The sequence below is a fragment of the Acinetobacter sp. LipI_19 genome (genome assembly GCF_058242925.1).
Genome location: NZ_JBZAYK010000001.1, coordinates 3,228,675 through 3,242,617, shown reverse-complemented (window position 1 = coordinate 3,242,617; position 13,943 = coordinate 3,228,675). Strand labels below are relative to the sequence as shown.

At 39.2% G+C, this 13,943-nt stretch carries 12 protein-coding genes; 4 read left to right on the top strand and 8 right to left on the bottom strand.

Annotated features, from left to right (window positions below; all coding sequences use genetic code 11):
- Positions 1 to 191 precede the first annotated feature (191 nt).
- The 6 genes from AC4CVF_RS15645 to AC4CVF_RS15620 all read right to left on the bottom strand — a co-directional run bounded on the left by AC4CVF_RS15645 (position 192) and on the right by AC4CVF_RS15620 (position 5,763).
- The gene (locus AC4CVF_RS15645) at positions 192 to 539 is read right to left on the bottom strand and encodes a hypothetical protein (protein WP_228270444.1); all 348 of its coding nucleotides are present in this window, start codon (positions 537 to 539) and stop codon (positions 192 to 194) included.
- Between the two features lie 140 nt (positions 540 to 679).
- On the bottom strand, positions 680 to 1,096 hold the full coding sequence (locus AC4CVF_RS15640) for a lysozyme inhibitor LprI family protein (RefSeq protein WP_336953428.1): 417 nt from the start codon (positions 1,094 to 1,096) through the stop codon (positions 680 to 682).
- Positions 1,097 to 1,922: 826 nt separating this feature from the next.
- Positions 1,923 to 3,113 (bottom strand): MFS transporter, encoded by a 1,191-nt coding sequence (locus tag AC4CVF_RS15635; RefSeq protein WP_490789690.1) that lies wholly within the window; start codon positions 3,111 to 3,113, stop codon positions 1,923 to 1,925.
- A gap of 22 nt (positions 3,114 to 3,135) precedes the next feature.
- On the bottom strand, positions 3,136 to 3,567 hold the full coding sequence (locus AC4CVF_RS15630; RefSeq protein WP_004723174.1) for a RidA family protein: 432 nt from the start codon (positions 3,565 to 3,567) through the stop codon (positions 3,136 to 3,138).
- Positions 3,568 to 3,939: 372 nt separating this feature from the next.
- Positions 3,940 to 4,812 carry a S66 peptidase family protein gene (locus tag AC4CVF_RS15625; protein ID WP_336953426.1) on the bottom strand — a complete coding sequence of 291 codons (873 nt, stop codon included), beginning with the start codon at positions 4,810 to 4,812 and terminating at the stop codon, positions 3,940 to 3,942.
- A gap of 24 nt (positions 4,813 to 4,836) precedes the next feature.
- Positions 4,837 to 5,763, bottom strand: a complete 927-nt coding sequence (locus AC4CVF_RS15620; RefSeq protein ID WP_336953425.1) for a DMT family transporter — start codon at positions 5,761 to 5,763, stop codon at positions 4,837 to 4,839.
- Positions 5,764 to 6,694: 931 nt separating this feature from the next.
- Here AC4CVF_RS15620 and AC4CVF_RS15615 point away from each other — a divergent pair.
- From AC4CVF_RS15615 to AC4CVF_RS15600, 4 genes are all read left to right on the top strand, one after another.
- A complete protein-coding gene (locus AC4CVF_RS15615) occupies positions 6,695 to 7,822 on the top strand; it encodes a Re/Si-specific NAD(P)(+) transhydrogenase subunit alpha (protein ID WP_490789689.1) in 1,128 nt (375 codons plus the stop codon).
- A gap of 11 nt (positions 7,823 to 7,833) precedes the next feature.
- Positions 7,834 to 8,154, top strand: coding sequence for a proton-translocating transhydrogenase family protein (locus tag AC4CVF_RS15610; protein ID WP_336953423.1), 321 nt, complete (start codon positions 7,834 to 7,836; stop codon positions 8,152 to 8,154).
- 3 nt (positions 8,155 to 8,157) lie between these two features.
- Positions 8,158 to 9,612, top strand: a complete 1,455-nt coding sequence (locus AC4CVF_RS15605; RefSeq protein ID WP_151801647.1) for an NAD(P)(+) transhydrogenase (Re/Si-specific) subunit beta — start codon at positions 8,158 to 8,160, stop codon at positions 9,610 to 9,612.
- A 126-nt stretch (positions 9,613 to 9,738) separates the two neighbouring features.
- On the top strand, positions 9,739 to 10,446 hold the full coding sequence (locus tag AC4CVF_RS15600) for an XAC2610-related protein (RefSeq protein WP_483770347.1): 708 nt from the start codon (positions 9,739 to 9,741) through the stop codon (positions 10,444 to 10,446).
- A gap of 593 nt (positions 10,447 to 11,039) precedes the next feature.
- On the opposite strand, the gene secF is transcribed toward AC4CVF_RS15600, so the two are convergent.
- A complete protein-coding gene (gene secF, locus AC4CVF_RS15595) occupies positions 11,040 to 12,011 on the bottom strand; it encodes a protein translocase subunit SecF (RefSeq protein ID WP_419329060.1) in 972 nt (323 codons plus the stop codon).
- Positions 12,012 to 12,018: 7 nt separating this feature from the next.
- Positions 12,019 to 13,920: a protein translocase subunit SecD gene (gene secD, locus AC4CVF_RS15590; protein ID WP_004723158.1), complete on the bottom strand. Its 1,902-nt coding sequence runs from the start codon at positions 13,918 to 13,920 to the stop codon at positions 12,019 to 12,021.
- Between the last annotated feature and the right edge of the window lie 23 nt (positions 13,921 to 13,943).

Sequence of the window (13,943 nt, the reverse complement as noted above, 5' to 3'; positions counted from 1 at the left end):
ACTTTTTAGCTACATTCGGGCATCAATTACTTACTCAACAAGATTGACAGACTCTCAGAAAGTCCAAGTGAGTAGGTGAAGATAAGTATGCAACCGTTGGGCATAGGTAAGCCCAGTATCACGGATTACAATATGCCAATCAACAGTACTTTATTGAATACGATGGGATGCTCAGTTTTAATTTGTGAGACTCAATAGTGGCTGATTTTATCCGCAAGATTGGCAATACGGTTCAGACGGCAAGACTGTGCATCTAACATTTGTCCTTGTCCTTCGGTTTTCGGATCCCAATTACAATACTTGTCGGTGTTTTCCCACCATGCTGCGATTTCATCCATCTGCCGGTCTTTTTTCACACTGTCTGGACGACTGATGATTTTGGCAAAGGCCTGTTGAACGCGGTTCTTATGTTGAGCATATTCTTGGTCCATACAGCTTTGCATTTCAAATGTTACTGCACCACTTTGTTTTATACATTGGCCATAACTGCTGCTTAATTTGGCATGAATATAAGAATCATCTGGAAGGGGACGAGACATTTCATCATCGGCAAAAGTTGCAAAAGGCAGAAGAAAGATGAACAACAATGTAATACTTTTAATTTTTTTCATATATTTAACCTTTAGTTTTATATTGATCTCGCTATGTGTTCTTGAATATCTCTATGCTTTAATTCGCATTATTGAAGTAAATTCAGATAGCGTTGCAATTGTGCAGTACGGCCTGCGATACGCTGTATATCATTAAGTTCAGTTTGCAAGTTGTCTGGCTGTGATTGACCATACAGCGTTGTTTCCAGTTCAGCATCACTTTGACGTGATTGTAGCCAAATGCGTTGCGATGCAACCAGTTTTGTTTTCTGGTTAGCATTCAAATGCGATTGTAATTTTTTATAGGTACTATTCAATCGCGCATCTTGACGTTTAGCCTCATCTTTTAGACAAGTTGCCTGTTCAATGATACCTTGGGCACTGTTGTCACAGTTTATAAAAGCTTGGCTTAATAAGTTTTCATTACCTATTGGCGCAGCGAAGACCAAACTTGAAAAAGTACATAAAAAACTAATCGGTAAGCATGCTAATCGTATTTTTTTCATAAGGGATAAGCTCTTGGTTGATTTATCAGGATGTATGTTATAGGCAAACTATTGTGCTGTATGATTGATTGAGGATCAATGTTCGCTACTGTGCGAGCTAAATAAAACTTTGCTTGAGTATCGTCAATCACGCTTTAGCAAAGACAAACAGGGTTATCATTTTGACCAAAGTGTACCAATTTTAAACTTGAATAATCATGGATATTTTTTCCAAAAAACATAGATTGCCCTGTACAAATTTCTTTAAAGCTCTAAAATTTATCTTCCGTATAATTCTGCTCCTCAACTATTTATTCATATAGCTTCAAGATAGTAACCCGTATATCCATTTAAATTAAAATTGTATACATCGCATTTTTTTGAATTTTATAGAATAACCTGAGTTCGATATAAAAGTCTTGATGAAATATGATACTCGGAAACGTCATCCGCAACTGTCTGAGGCAGGACTTCATTCATAAAGTATTGTTTCTGTGATTTATTAAATGCATTGCTGGTCGTCGACGAGTTTTGCGGGTGACAATGGTTTTGCCTAGTTTTCCCAAAAGAAAAGTAGGGCAAGCCGCAGGCTGATCCTGAAATTCGATGAGAGTTAAACAAGACTCCGCCAAGATCATTTTTTTCAATAAGTTAAAGATATAGCTAGGTCAAACCCACGTTAGAATATTATTTGTATGAATATATTATGATCGGTTTTTTCACACAATAGTTACAGTGAATATTATTCAAATAGAATGATTTGGGTATCCGTTTTTTTATTAAAATAATAAGTCTCTTAAAAAATCAAAATCCCTCAAATTTTGAAGGATTGTGATTTTAGAATGCTTTAAATGGTCTGTGCTCTATTGAGATATAGACGATCTAGCAGAGAAAATAGTGCAGACCCCATAACCAGACATACACCAACAAGACAAGTCATGGTCCAACCTCCATGATGCCATGCATAAACCCCTAAAGCAGAACCACATGCACCACCTGTGAAATAGGCTGTCATATAGATAGAGTTAATCCGAGATTTCGCATCTGGGCGTAAACGGAAAATGATATTTTGATTGCTGGTATGAACCACAGCGAGTCCAAAGCTAATCAGGCCATACCCTAAAATATAACTGGTGAGGTACTTTCCACCGAAATAAAGCAGCGCCCAACTGATGATCATCAACGCTACCCCAATCCATGTCAGGATACTGGTATGTCCACGGTCTGCAATTTTACCAATTTTTGCAGTGGCTAAAGCACCAAATACCCCAATGATCGTTGCAACACCAACCAAAACATCAGGTAATTTAAACGGTTCAGAAGTTAGTAAAACAGCAATCGTTGAAAATAAAATACTCATGGCTGCAAATGCAAAGCCACCAATAATTGCACGATAGATTAAACGACGTTCTTCTTTTAACAGCACACCCATCGAGTAGAAAATTTTGCCATAACTCATTTTAAACACAGGTACATGCGGCAGACGTTTTTTCAATAAATAGGCAAGTATTAACATCAATACCGCACTAATAAAGTAAATCAGTTTCCAGTTAAACAGGTTAGACAACAAACCGGCAAGACTGGTGGAAAGTAGTAATCCAACCAATAGCCCACTCATTAAAAAGCCAACAACTTCTCCTGTTTTTTCGGGTTTAACTGCCATCGTTGCAAGAGGGATTAACACCTGAGCCGCAACTGAAAATAGACCTGTAATAATTGTGCCAACCCAAAGCATGGGTAAATTGACTGCAAAAGCACACATCAATAAACCAATCGCAGCACAAAACATTAACCACGGAATAAATTTGATTTTATTGACGATATCACCCATGGGCACAATGAATAAAAGACCAAGTGCATAAGACACTTGAGCAAAGGTCACTGTAAGTGCCACTTGTGATTCTGGCATGTTGAAATAGAGTTGAATCGAGTGAATCAGCGGCTGACTATAATAATTTGCTCCTGCGCATAAACCGCAGGCAATCGCCATCAGCCAAAGTAATGCTTTATTTTGGCTAATATCGAGTTGAGCATTCATAAAAATATCCTAGTTCTTGGAGTTACATACAATAGGCAGTTGCTTCAATTTCAATGAGCATTCCTTGTAAAGCAAGACACGGGACAGGAATCAGTGTACACGCAGGGAAAGGTTGATCTTTCCAAAGTTGTTGCATTTCCTGAATTAAAAACTGATGTTTTTTGGTACTGTGATCGACCACAAGCACTCTTAAAACAGCAATATCCAATAATGATGCATCAGCCGCTTGTAGGGCATGTTGCAGATTGACAAAAGCTTGATGAACTTGTTGTGCAAAATCTTGGGATAATTGTCCTTGTTGGTTTTCACCACCTTGTCCAGATATATGCAAAATACGTAAATAATGGCGTACTTCGGCCACATGACTATACGCAAATGCTGTTGGATTATAAAGTGTATTTGGGTTAATCATTTGGAACGATTTGATCTGTGCAGATTCTGATCTGGAATTCATGGATGACTCTTTTGATTGACTGGAAATTTCCGTTAGTATCAAAACTCAAGTTAACTTAAGGTCAAGTAAAAATACCTAGAAAAAACCGAAGCAACTGATCGTATTTATGAATGGACATTCAACGGGCTGTTAAACGAGAAAACCGTCATATAGAAAAGTGATCAGAAGAGAGGGCATACAAGTGAAGTATTGCTCAGTATTAAAAGTATATAGGTTGTTTATCTTTGCTTTGATACTCTTAGAAAATCCCAGTAAGCACTGACTAGGATTCCATAGAGGCATATCTTGTGCAATTTATTGGCTATTTTTTATATTCAATGTGCTGAAATGGCACTGTACTTTAAATAACTCAGTCATTAAATAACCTAGCCGTTAAATAATGAGTTGTGAATCTACAATCTTGCCCGTTTTCCCTAACCAAAATGGACGGTTGACTTCACCATGACCAAACCAGTCACATTGGTAAAGTGGGATGTGCAGTGGATCGAGATGTTCTTTCACAATCTCAACAATACTTTGCGGGACATTTTTTTGTGGGCATTGATAAAAATCACCCAAGACCAAAGCCTTTAAGTTTGAAGTATCAATACTTTGTAGGAGCTGAGTCAATGAACGTTCAATTCGATAATACGGTTCGCCTACATCTTCAATCAGTAAAACACTCGGCTGATTCAGTTTTAACGCAGACGGTGTGCCTTGTAAAGTACACAGTACAGTAAGATTCCCGCCTAAGATTTTAACATCTTCAATGTGCTGATCTTGAGCAAAACCATTTGCGCTGGATAAGGGATAATGACCGTGTTGGTTTATATCCGCTGATAACAGGCTAATGGTTTTTAAAGCATCATACGACAGGGAGCTATTGTCTAAATTTTTAACGGCAATTTCCTGAAATACAGGCGCATGTAAAGATTGTCCATGATGCATCGCGATATAGTTTAATAACACCGTTGTATCTGAATAGCCAATAATGGGTTTATTTAAAATCCACTCATCTAAAAATGGCAATAACATGGCAGCACCAGTACCACCACGACCACACCAAATTGCATCAATGTCTGGATCTATACATGCTTGTTTTAAATCTTGAATACGTTGTTCAACTGTACCTGCCAAATAGCGATGTTGTGAAAATACATGTTCACTTAAGCTGACTGTATGACCTAACTGTTCCAAATGCGACTGTGCCAACTGGATATTTTCAACATCTACACAGGCACTCGGCGATACAATTTTAAAATGCATATTCCTTCCAAGTTTCTGCACAATTTAGTGTGCAAGTTTCTTTTTAGACAAAGTAATCATCATGACACCGATGATATTCAGTAAACAACCAAACCATTGTATCGCATTCATATGCTCACCGAGCAAAGCCACAGCCAAAATAATGGTTAGGATCGGGCCAATCGAACCAATCATAGCTGCTTGTGCAGCACCTAAACGAGAAATACTTTGCGCGACCAAAATCGTCGGTAAAACCGTCACCAATAAGCCTAAGGCGATACCATACCAAATGACTTGTGTCGGAAGTTGAATTAGCAGTTGAATCGGCTGGGGAGTTGCAATGATAAAATGGGTTAGCGTACCAAAACATGCAATGCTTAATGCCAAACCAGTGTAATTCCATGAACCAAATTTTTGAATTAAACGCGGGGTCATGAGTAAATACGTCGCAAAACAGACCGCACTGGCAAAGACTAAACTCACGCCTAGCCAGAAATTTCCTTCATGGGGTACTGTACTTTGCTCTTGCAGCATCACAATCACTGTACCACCATAGCTTAATGCAATCGCTAGGATGGTTCTAAAGTTGAGTTTTTGCTTATAAATAAAGCTTGTGGCAATGACTGTCAGTGTTGGATAGAGAAATAAAATAATACGTTCTAACGAAGCACTGATATACATCAGACCAGCGAAGTCGAGCCAACTTGAAAGGTAATAGCCCATCAAACCAGCAGCAACTAAGAAGGCCCAGTCTTTTCCTGTCATATTTTTATTGTGATGGCGATTGAACCAACACAATAAAAGGAAAAAAGGCAGGGCACTTGCCATTCTCAATGCCATGAGCACGGTGCTGTCGACTAATGGCGATAATGCGTAAGCCTGTTTAATAAAAATAGCTTTGGTACTAAATAAGAAAGCCGCACCAAGTGCGAAAATCGAACCGAGTTGAGTACTGGATAACGAAAGTTTCATGAATTTGACTGCATTGACAATGTCGCTATACGACATGTAAATTTGAACAAGCAGTATAAATGTTGTTTTCAATCAGTGGAAATACAAAAAAAGAATGAATTGGCGCAATAAAAGGAATATAAAGCACAATTGCTTACTTAATTCTTTGTGGATTTAAGTGTCATTTAAAGAGATGTAAACAAAAAATGTATAAAAATCAATCTTGAAATTCTTGTTTATAAATTACTCAAATTCTATATGTTATTTTTTTGCACAAAAAAGGTGCAATATCACCATGACTGGTTCAAGCTGTTCGAGTATTATTAACTGACAAAATGGCAAATAAAAAAAAACTAAAATTTTTTGTAATTGCTTTAGGCTCGGGTCTAGTGTAATTCTAATGGTTATCCCAAGTACTTTTTTTTATTAATGAAATTAAAAAATGTTATAAAAACCGACTTACATTTTTGACGGAAAAAATGATAGAAAAGGCCAATATAAGCTGATAAAAAAACCATGTAATTTGTCAGAAAGGTCAATAGGGATGTTCTTTTTTGTGCTAAATCTATTGTTTTATGGAGTATTTAAACAGCAAGTTGGAATGCTTAAAAGTGAATCATACTGCTGTAAATGCCAATCGGTAGGGTAGGGTAAGCAGCTTAAAACATCCAGATAAGCTTAAAAAAACATCGTTTTTAAAAATTGGAGACAGGATATGTCAAAAAAACTGAGCAGGATAATGCAAGAAAAATACAGTAAATTAAATATAGGGTATGTCGCACAATTATATTTATGAATCATCAGTTCAAAATATGGGTATTTATTAAATAAATATTGGGTGGTATTTTAAAAAAGTTCAATTAGAATCCAAAAATTCATAACAACGCATCTGGGGGAAACATCGGGTTATTTACGATGTTTACTTGAAGAAAAATTAGCTTGAGGAACGCTCATGCAGATTGGAATCCCAAAAGAATCTGTCGTCGGTGAAAACCGCGTAGCCGCTACGCCAGAGACAGTAAAAAAGTTGATTAGTGCTGGTCATAGTATTGTCATTGAACGAGGCGCTGGTAAAAATGCGGCTTATATTGACAGTGCTTATGAACAAGTCGGCGCTAAAATTACAGATGATGCCTATACAGGTAGTCAAATTATTTTGAAAGTTCGTGCACCACAAGGTGAGGAAATTCAAAAGCTTGCCGCAGGAACAGCTGTGGTAGCAATGTTTGACCCATACCGTAATACTGAACTTGACCAATTTGCGTCACAACAAGTGTCTGCATTTGCGTTAGAGCTTTTGCCACGAACACTGTCTCGTGCGCAAAATATGGATGTATTGTCTTCTCAAGCCAACCTTGCAGGTTATAAGTCGGTGTTACTGGCCGCTGCGGAATATCAACGTATGTTCCCAATGCTGATGACCGCTGCAGGTACTGTAAAACCCGCTCGTATCGTGATTATGGGCGTGGGTGTCGCAGGTCTTCAAGCCATTGCAACTGCAAAACGCTTAGGCGCAGTTGTTGAAGCAACAGATTTACGCCCAACTGCACGTGACCAAGTCGAATCGCTTGGTGGTAAGTGGTTAGATGTACCGATGTCTGATGAAGAAAAACAAAAAGCTGCTGATGCCGCTAAAAATGGCTATGGCTGGATGCCAGGTGAGCAATATATTCAAGACCAAGCCATCATCGTAGATAAAGCCGTGTCAAATGCAGACATCGTGATTACCACTGCGTTGTTGCCAGGTCGTGATGCACCTCGCTTAATCAAAGCTGAAACTGTTGCCAAAATGAAACCGGGTTCAATCATCCTAGATATGGCGGTTGAATCAGGCGGGAACGTTGAAGGCTCTAAGAATGGTGAAAATGTTGTCACTGACAATGGCGTGACGATTTTAGGTATTCCAAATATTCCTTCTACAGTATCGACAGAAGCTTCGGCACTGTATGCACGTAATGTTTTCAATTTCGTAGAAACTTTGTTTGATCAAGAGAAAAACTTTGCGATCAATCAACAAGACGAAATTCAAAAAGCACTTCTAGTAACTCATGGCGGTCAAGTACTGCTGAAGCGTGGTTAAGGAGAGTCATCATGGTTGAAACTATTACTATTTTCGTCTTAGCCATCTTTGTTGGTTACTACGTGGTTTGGGGTGTAACACCTGCATTGCATACGCCGTTAATGGCAGTAACCAATGCATTGTCCTCAATTATCGTTGTGGGTGCGATGATACAAACTGTTGGAATTCCTGGTGTTGTAGAGGCAAGTGTACAATTCCAGTCCGTGAATGTTGTTAGTGTACTTGGTGCAATTGCAGTGTTCTTGGCAAGTATTAACATTTTTGGTGGCTTTGCAGTGACTGCACGTATGCTTGAAATGTTTAAGCCAAAACAAAAGAAAAAAGAGGGCTAATCTATGGAATTTATTCGAGAATATGCGGATTGGTTCTACCTTGTAGGTGCTGTCCTTTTCATCTTAACTTTACGTGGTCTTTCAGGTCCTAAAACTGCGATTGCTGGTAACCGTTACGGTATGATTGCCATGGCGATTGCAGTAATCACCACATTCTTTGTCGCAGATCATCCTGTTGTATGGATGATAGGTGGTGCCATGGTGTTGGGTGCAATTGTGGGTATTGCTCGTGCACGTACAGTTCCAATGACACAAATGCCAGAAACAGTGGCATTGATGCACTCACTTGTCGGTTTGGCTGCGGTACTGATTGCAATTGCTGCAATTTTACATAATAACCAACTGACTGCTTTGTTTGCTCAAAATGAATCTGCTTTAACGGCTGCTGGTGTACAGCATGCACATATGAGTAAAGTTCATTTATTTGAATTATTCGTCGGTTGTTTCGTAGGTGCGATTACCTTTACTGCATCTGTATTTGCTTATGGTAAGTTAGCTGCAAAGAAATGGGCAAAAACCATTTCAGGTGCTTGGGTTAAACCCGTTCAAGCGATTATTTTCCTCGCTATGCTGGCGTGTGGTGTGTACTTCTTTACCACAGGTAACATGCAAGCATTCTGGGCGATGACTGCACTGGCGCTGGCATTTGGTTGGGTTTGGATTGCACCAGTCGGTGGCGGTGATATGCCAGTTGTGGTTTCACTACTGAACTCATTCTCTGGTTGGGCTGCGGCAGGTATTGGTTTCACACTTGAAAACAACATGTTGATTGTTGCTGGTTCATTGGTGGGTTCATCAGGTGCGATTCTGTCTTACATCATGTGTAAAGCAATGAACCGTTCAATCATCAATGTATTGTTTGGTGGTGCGATGGGTGGTACGGCTGTAGCATCGGTTGATAAAGGTGAGCAAGTTCAACGTAATTACCGTTCTGGTTCTGCGGATGATGCGGGTTTCTTGATGTCAAATGCTGACAGCGTTGTGATTGTACCGGGTTATGGTATGGCGCAAGGTCGTGCACAAAACGCAGTGAAAGAATTGTGTGAAATCTTGAAAGAGCAAGGTGTAACAGTTCGTTTTGCAATCCATCCAGTTGCGGGTCGTATGCCTGGTCATATGAACGTATTGTTGGCGGAAGCTGATGTTGCTTATGAAGACATCTTGGAAATGGACGAGATCAACTCTGATTTCCCAGCGACTGATGTTGTACTGGTAATTGGTGCAAATGACGTTGTTAACCCTGCAGCTAAAGATGATCCAAGCTCACCAATTTATGGTATGCCGATTCTTGAAGCACATAAAGCACGTACCATTATGGTGATCAAGCGCTCTATGGCAACAGGTTATGCGGGTCTAGACAATGACTTATTCTACAATGATAAAACCATGATGATCTTTGGTGATGCCAAGAAAGTTGTTGAAGAGATGACGAAAGCAATCAATGGTGGTGGGCACTAAGCTGCTCTTGGATTAAATCCACCCCAACCCTCCTTTGAGAAAGGAGGGAGCCTAACCGCCTTCGGGCGGTTTTTTATTATTCACAGTTTGATGTTATGATTTTGATAAAAATCGACTGAATAAAAAATGATGAATCAACCATTTAAAATAATCTGTAACAGCTTAGGCATCTATTTGGCATTTTCCTTGTCTATAACGAATGCACAAGTTTTTGAAATTCAAGATGGTTCGAAACACTATGATGCCGTAATTGATATTGCATGTGAAAAAGATGAATGTGGGGCTAAGGCCGAAGTAAAGCTATTAAAAAAGGGCAGTAAAGCGGTATTTCAAACATTTCACTCTGATGAGTTGACTATGTATTTAGACGAAAAGTTTAAACCGAGTGTCAATGTTATACAGCTTTATGGTGAACAAAGTCCTTTGATTTTTGATGATTTTAACTTCGATGGAACAGAAGACCTCGCGATTAGAAACGGTAATTATGGTTCTTATGGCGGTCCTGTGTATGACATTTATGTATTTAATCAAAGCAAGAATAAATTTGTTTTGAGTCAGGAACTGTCTGCACTCACTCAAGAAAATTTAGGCATGTTCGAGCTAGACAAAAAGCGCAAACGCATCATCGCCTTTAATAAAAGTGGCTGTTGCTACCATATTCGTTCTGAGTATCAAGTTGTACCTAGAAAAGGTTTATTGCTGGTTCGAGAGTTTATTGAGGATGCTACTTCACCAAGAGGTGATCAAGTTGAAGTCACAGATCGCAATCTGGTCAATGGAAAATGGAAGGAAAAGACCAAGTATTATCCAACTGCAAAATATTATGCTCAGTAGTCACAATTTACCTCGTATCGCTATTTTGTATTGACCTATAGCCAAACTCTACCTAATTGTTCATACACGTGACTTGCATCGAGTCATTGATCAGAAATGAAGCTTATATTTTTGTATGAACTTTTAGAAACTATTGGTTATCAATTGGTTTTTTGTGCTTTTGGATCCTAGATGGTTATCCTACCGTGGGGCGACATGGATGTCGTCGTTGGGTGAGGGTATATGAGCAAAAATAAAGCACTGCTTTGTTTGCAGCGCAAGAGCCCTGTTAAACGAAAGATTTTTGTCATCTTTGAAAAGTGAGGCATCGCCTGCGCAAAGGTATTTAAACTTTGAATGTAAGGTGTGGCATTGCAAGCTTTTTTATAATCAAAAAATTATTCTTCCATATAATTGATTTAATTAAAAAATATTAACTAAGAGAAATTATATTCTTATGTATGAGTTTTTTGATAGGTTGACTATAGCGTGATGCTGAATTGTGGGGCAGAGTAAGGTCTTATGAATAGAACAACTTCTTTTACGGTGTGATGTTAAATTTTAAACATAAAAAAGCCCATCCAAAGATGAGCTTTTTTAATTAAAACTGAAACTTAATGAGGAATATGCTCTTCATCTTCAAATTCAGGTTTAACTTGTACGATAAAGTCTTGACGATTAAGACCACGCCACAATGCAAATGCAGTACCGATATAGATTGAAGAATACGTACCTACAAATACACCAATAAACATAGCAACTGAGAACCAGTGTAAGCCATCACCACCCAAGAACATCATTGCAAGTACAACCAGCAATAATGTCATCGAGGTATGAATGGTACGTTTTAAGGTTTCAGTTAACGCAATATTCACAATTTCTAACGGTGTCGCGCCACGAATCTTACGGAAGTTTTCACGGATACGATCCGATACAACAATGTTATCGTTTAACGAGAAGCCGATTAAGGCAAGAATAGCCGCTAAAACAGTAAGATCAAATGGCCATTGCATCATTGCAAAAATACCAATCGTTACGATCACATCGTGCAATAATGAAAGCACTGCACCCACTGCAAGTTTAAACTCGAAGCGAATGGTCACGTAGATCAGCATAAGTAGCATTGCAAGCGCTACAGCACCTGCAGAGCGTAAATATAGCTCATTACCGACTTGACCACCGACAGAGTCAACCTTATGAACAACAGCAGCGTTATTCGGCAGTTGAACCGCTTTAGTGATGGTATTGCTTAAGTCTTCAACTTTGAGGTCTTGCGCAGGCATACGTACAATTAAGTCTTTGTTTGAACCTAAGGTTTGTACAACTGCATCTTTAAAGCCTGCTTTATCCAAATTCGAAATAACGTCTGCTGGTTTTGCTGCGTATTGATAGTTCAACTCTGCAGAAACACCACCAGTGAAATCTAAACCAAGATTTAAGCCTTTGGTTGCAATAAAGAAGATACTTGCAATGGTCAAAAGGATTGAGATGATTGCCGCTGGTTTGGCAATCTTCATGAAATTAATTACATGCTCATCATCAGGGCGACCATATTTCTTTTTCGGTTGAGTCACATCAGTCATCATCGATCTCCTATATGCTCAACTTATTCAAGTTACGTTTTCTGCCATATACCAATTGGACAATTGCACGTGTTACTGTAATTGCAGTAAACATTGAGCAAATAATACCAATCATCAGCGTTACAGCGAAGCCTTTGATCGGACCTGTACCAATTGCAAACAGAATAAATGCAACCAAGAATGTGGTTAAGTTTGAGTCGAGAATGGTGTTATAGGCTCGATCATAACCGGCAATAATGGCCTGTTTGGGTGAGGCCCCCCAGCGCATTTCTTCTCGTATTCGCTCACAGATCAGTACGTTGGCATCGACCGCCATACCAATGGTGATGACGATACCTGCAATACCTGGCAAGGTCAGTGAAGCCCCGATCCAAGACATGATAGTGAGAAGCATTGCCAAGTTAATCACTAATGCTACATCAGCAATTAAACCAAATAGACGGAAGAACACGATCATCCAGATTGCAACAAGCAGGAAACCAACTTGAGTTGATAATACGCCTTTGTCGATGTTCTCTTGCCCCAAACTTGGACCAACAACACGTTCTTCTACAAAGTACATTGGTGCAGCTAAAGCACCAGCACGTAACATCAATGCAAGTTCAGCCGCTTCTTGAGGAGAATCTAAACCGGTAATACGGAAAGATGAACCTAAAACCGCTTGAATATTTGCAGCATTGATCACCACAGATTCAGTATATGGTGTGCGAACTTCTGTCATCGCACCTGTAACTGGATCAGCAACAGAGGTGATTTTTTGTTTATTTTCAATAAACAAAACCGCCATACGTTTGCCAACAGCAGTACGGGTTGCATCTGACATCAACTTACCACCAGCAGTATCTAAAGTAATATTTACTTCAGCGCCACCACTATCTTGGCTAAAACCACTTGATGCATTTTGTACACGTTCACCCGTAAGGATACGGCTGCGATTTAATAACAGTTCACGACCACTGTCCAAAGATTCGTAAGCAAAAACTTCAGTACCTGGCGGTAAAGGTTGACCATTATATTTACCTGTGAAACGGTCAATATATTGATCATTTAAATCAGACACTAAACGGAATTCAAGGTTTGCAGTTCGCCCCAAGACACGTTTAGCTTCGGCAGTATCTTGTACACCAGGCAATTCAACCACAATACGGTTGCTACCTTGGCTTTGTACCAATGCTTCAGCCACACCTAACTCATTAATACGGTTACGTAAAGTCGTTAAGTTTTGGTTGAGTGCGTAAGATTGAATGTCTTGCTTGGTCGCATCGTTATAGGTCAACTTAAGCGTAGAACCTGTATCCGTTGCTAAAGCTTGTTGATTGAACTTATTCCCATCACGACGTAAAAAGTCCATTACCGCTGCACGGTCATCATTATTTGCAAACTGAATCGTAATGGTATTGTTGTTCAATGAAAGACTATTAAATTTAATCTTATTGTCACGGAACTCACGACGTAAGTCTGTTGCTGAGGTTTCCATACGTTGTGCAATAGCTTTATCCATATCTACTTCAAGTAAGAAATGAACACCACCACGCAAGTCCAAGCCAAGCTTCATTGGCTTAGCGCCAATTTTTTGCAACCACTCAGGTGTGGTTGGTGCAAGGTTTAATGCAACGGTATAGTTCTCACCCAAACCTTTGCTGAGGACATCTTTTGCTTTTAACTGTGCTTCAGACGTATTTAAACGCAGAAGGGCAGCATTGTTGGTGAAGGTATTATCATGACTGCTAATATTTTCACTTTTTAAAATTTGCTCTGCTTTTTGTATGACAGACTGATCAATTGTGGTACCAGCCTTGGCACCAGAAATTTGAACAGCAGGTTCGTCAGGATACAAACTCGGCAGCGCATATAATGTACTGATCACTAGTACCACTAGAATCAATATATATTTCCATGCAGGGTAACGCATTCGCTTTCTTCTTAAAATGAAAA

Coding starts and splice junctions, on each gene's coding strand:
- AC4CVF_RS15635 (WP_490789690.1), bottom strand. CDS start 3,113: ATGAATGCTCAACTCGATATTAGCCAAAATAAAGCATTACTTTGGCTG.
- secF (WP_419329060.1), bottom strand. CDS start 12,011: ATGATGACTGATGTGACTCAACCGAAAAAGAAATATGGTCGCCCTGAT.
- AC4CVF_RS15630 (WP_004723174.1), bottom strand. CDS start 3,567: ATGAATTCCAGATCAGAATCTGCACAGATCAAATCGTTCCAAATGATT.
- AC4CVF_RS15610 (WP_336953423.1), top strand. CDS start 7,834: ATGGTTGAAACTATTACTATTTTCGTCTTAGCCATCTTTGTTGGTTAC.
- secD (WP_004723158.1), bottom strand. CDS start 13,920: ATGCGTTACCCTGCATGGAAATATATATTGATTCTAGTGGTACTAGTG.
- AC4CVF_RS15640 (WP_336953428.1), bottom strand. CDS start 1,096: ATGAAAAAAATACGATTAGCATGCTTACCGATTAGTTTTTTATGTACT.
- AC4CVF_RS15625 (WP_336953426.1), bottom strand. CDS start 4,812: ATGCATTTTAAAATTGTATCGCCGAGTGCCTGTGTAGATGTTGAAAAT.
- AC4CVF_RS15645 (WP_228270444.1), bottom strand. CDS start 539: ATGTCTCGTCCCCTTCCAGATGATTCTTATATTCATGCCAAATTAAGC.
- AC4CVF_RS15600 (WP_483770347.1), top strand. CDS start 9,739: ATGATGAATCAACCATTTAAAATAATCTGTAACAGCTTAGGCATCTAT.
- AC4CVF_RS15605 (WP_151801647.1), top strand. CDS start 8,158: ATGGAATTTATTCGAGAATATGCGGATTGGTTCTACCTTGTAGGTGCT.
- AC4CVF_RS15615 (WP_490789689.1), top strand. CDS start 6,695: ATGCAGATTGGAATCCCAAAAGAATCTGTCGTCGGTGAAAACCGCGTA.
- AC4CVF_RS15620 (WP_336953425.1), bottom strand. CDS start 5,763: ATGAAACTTTCGTTATCCAGTACTCAACTCGGTTCGATTTTCGCACTT.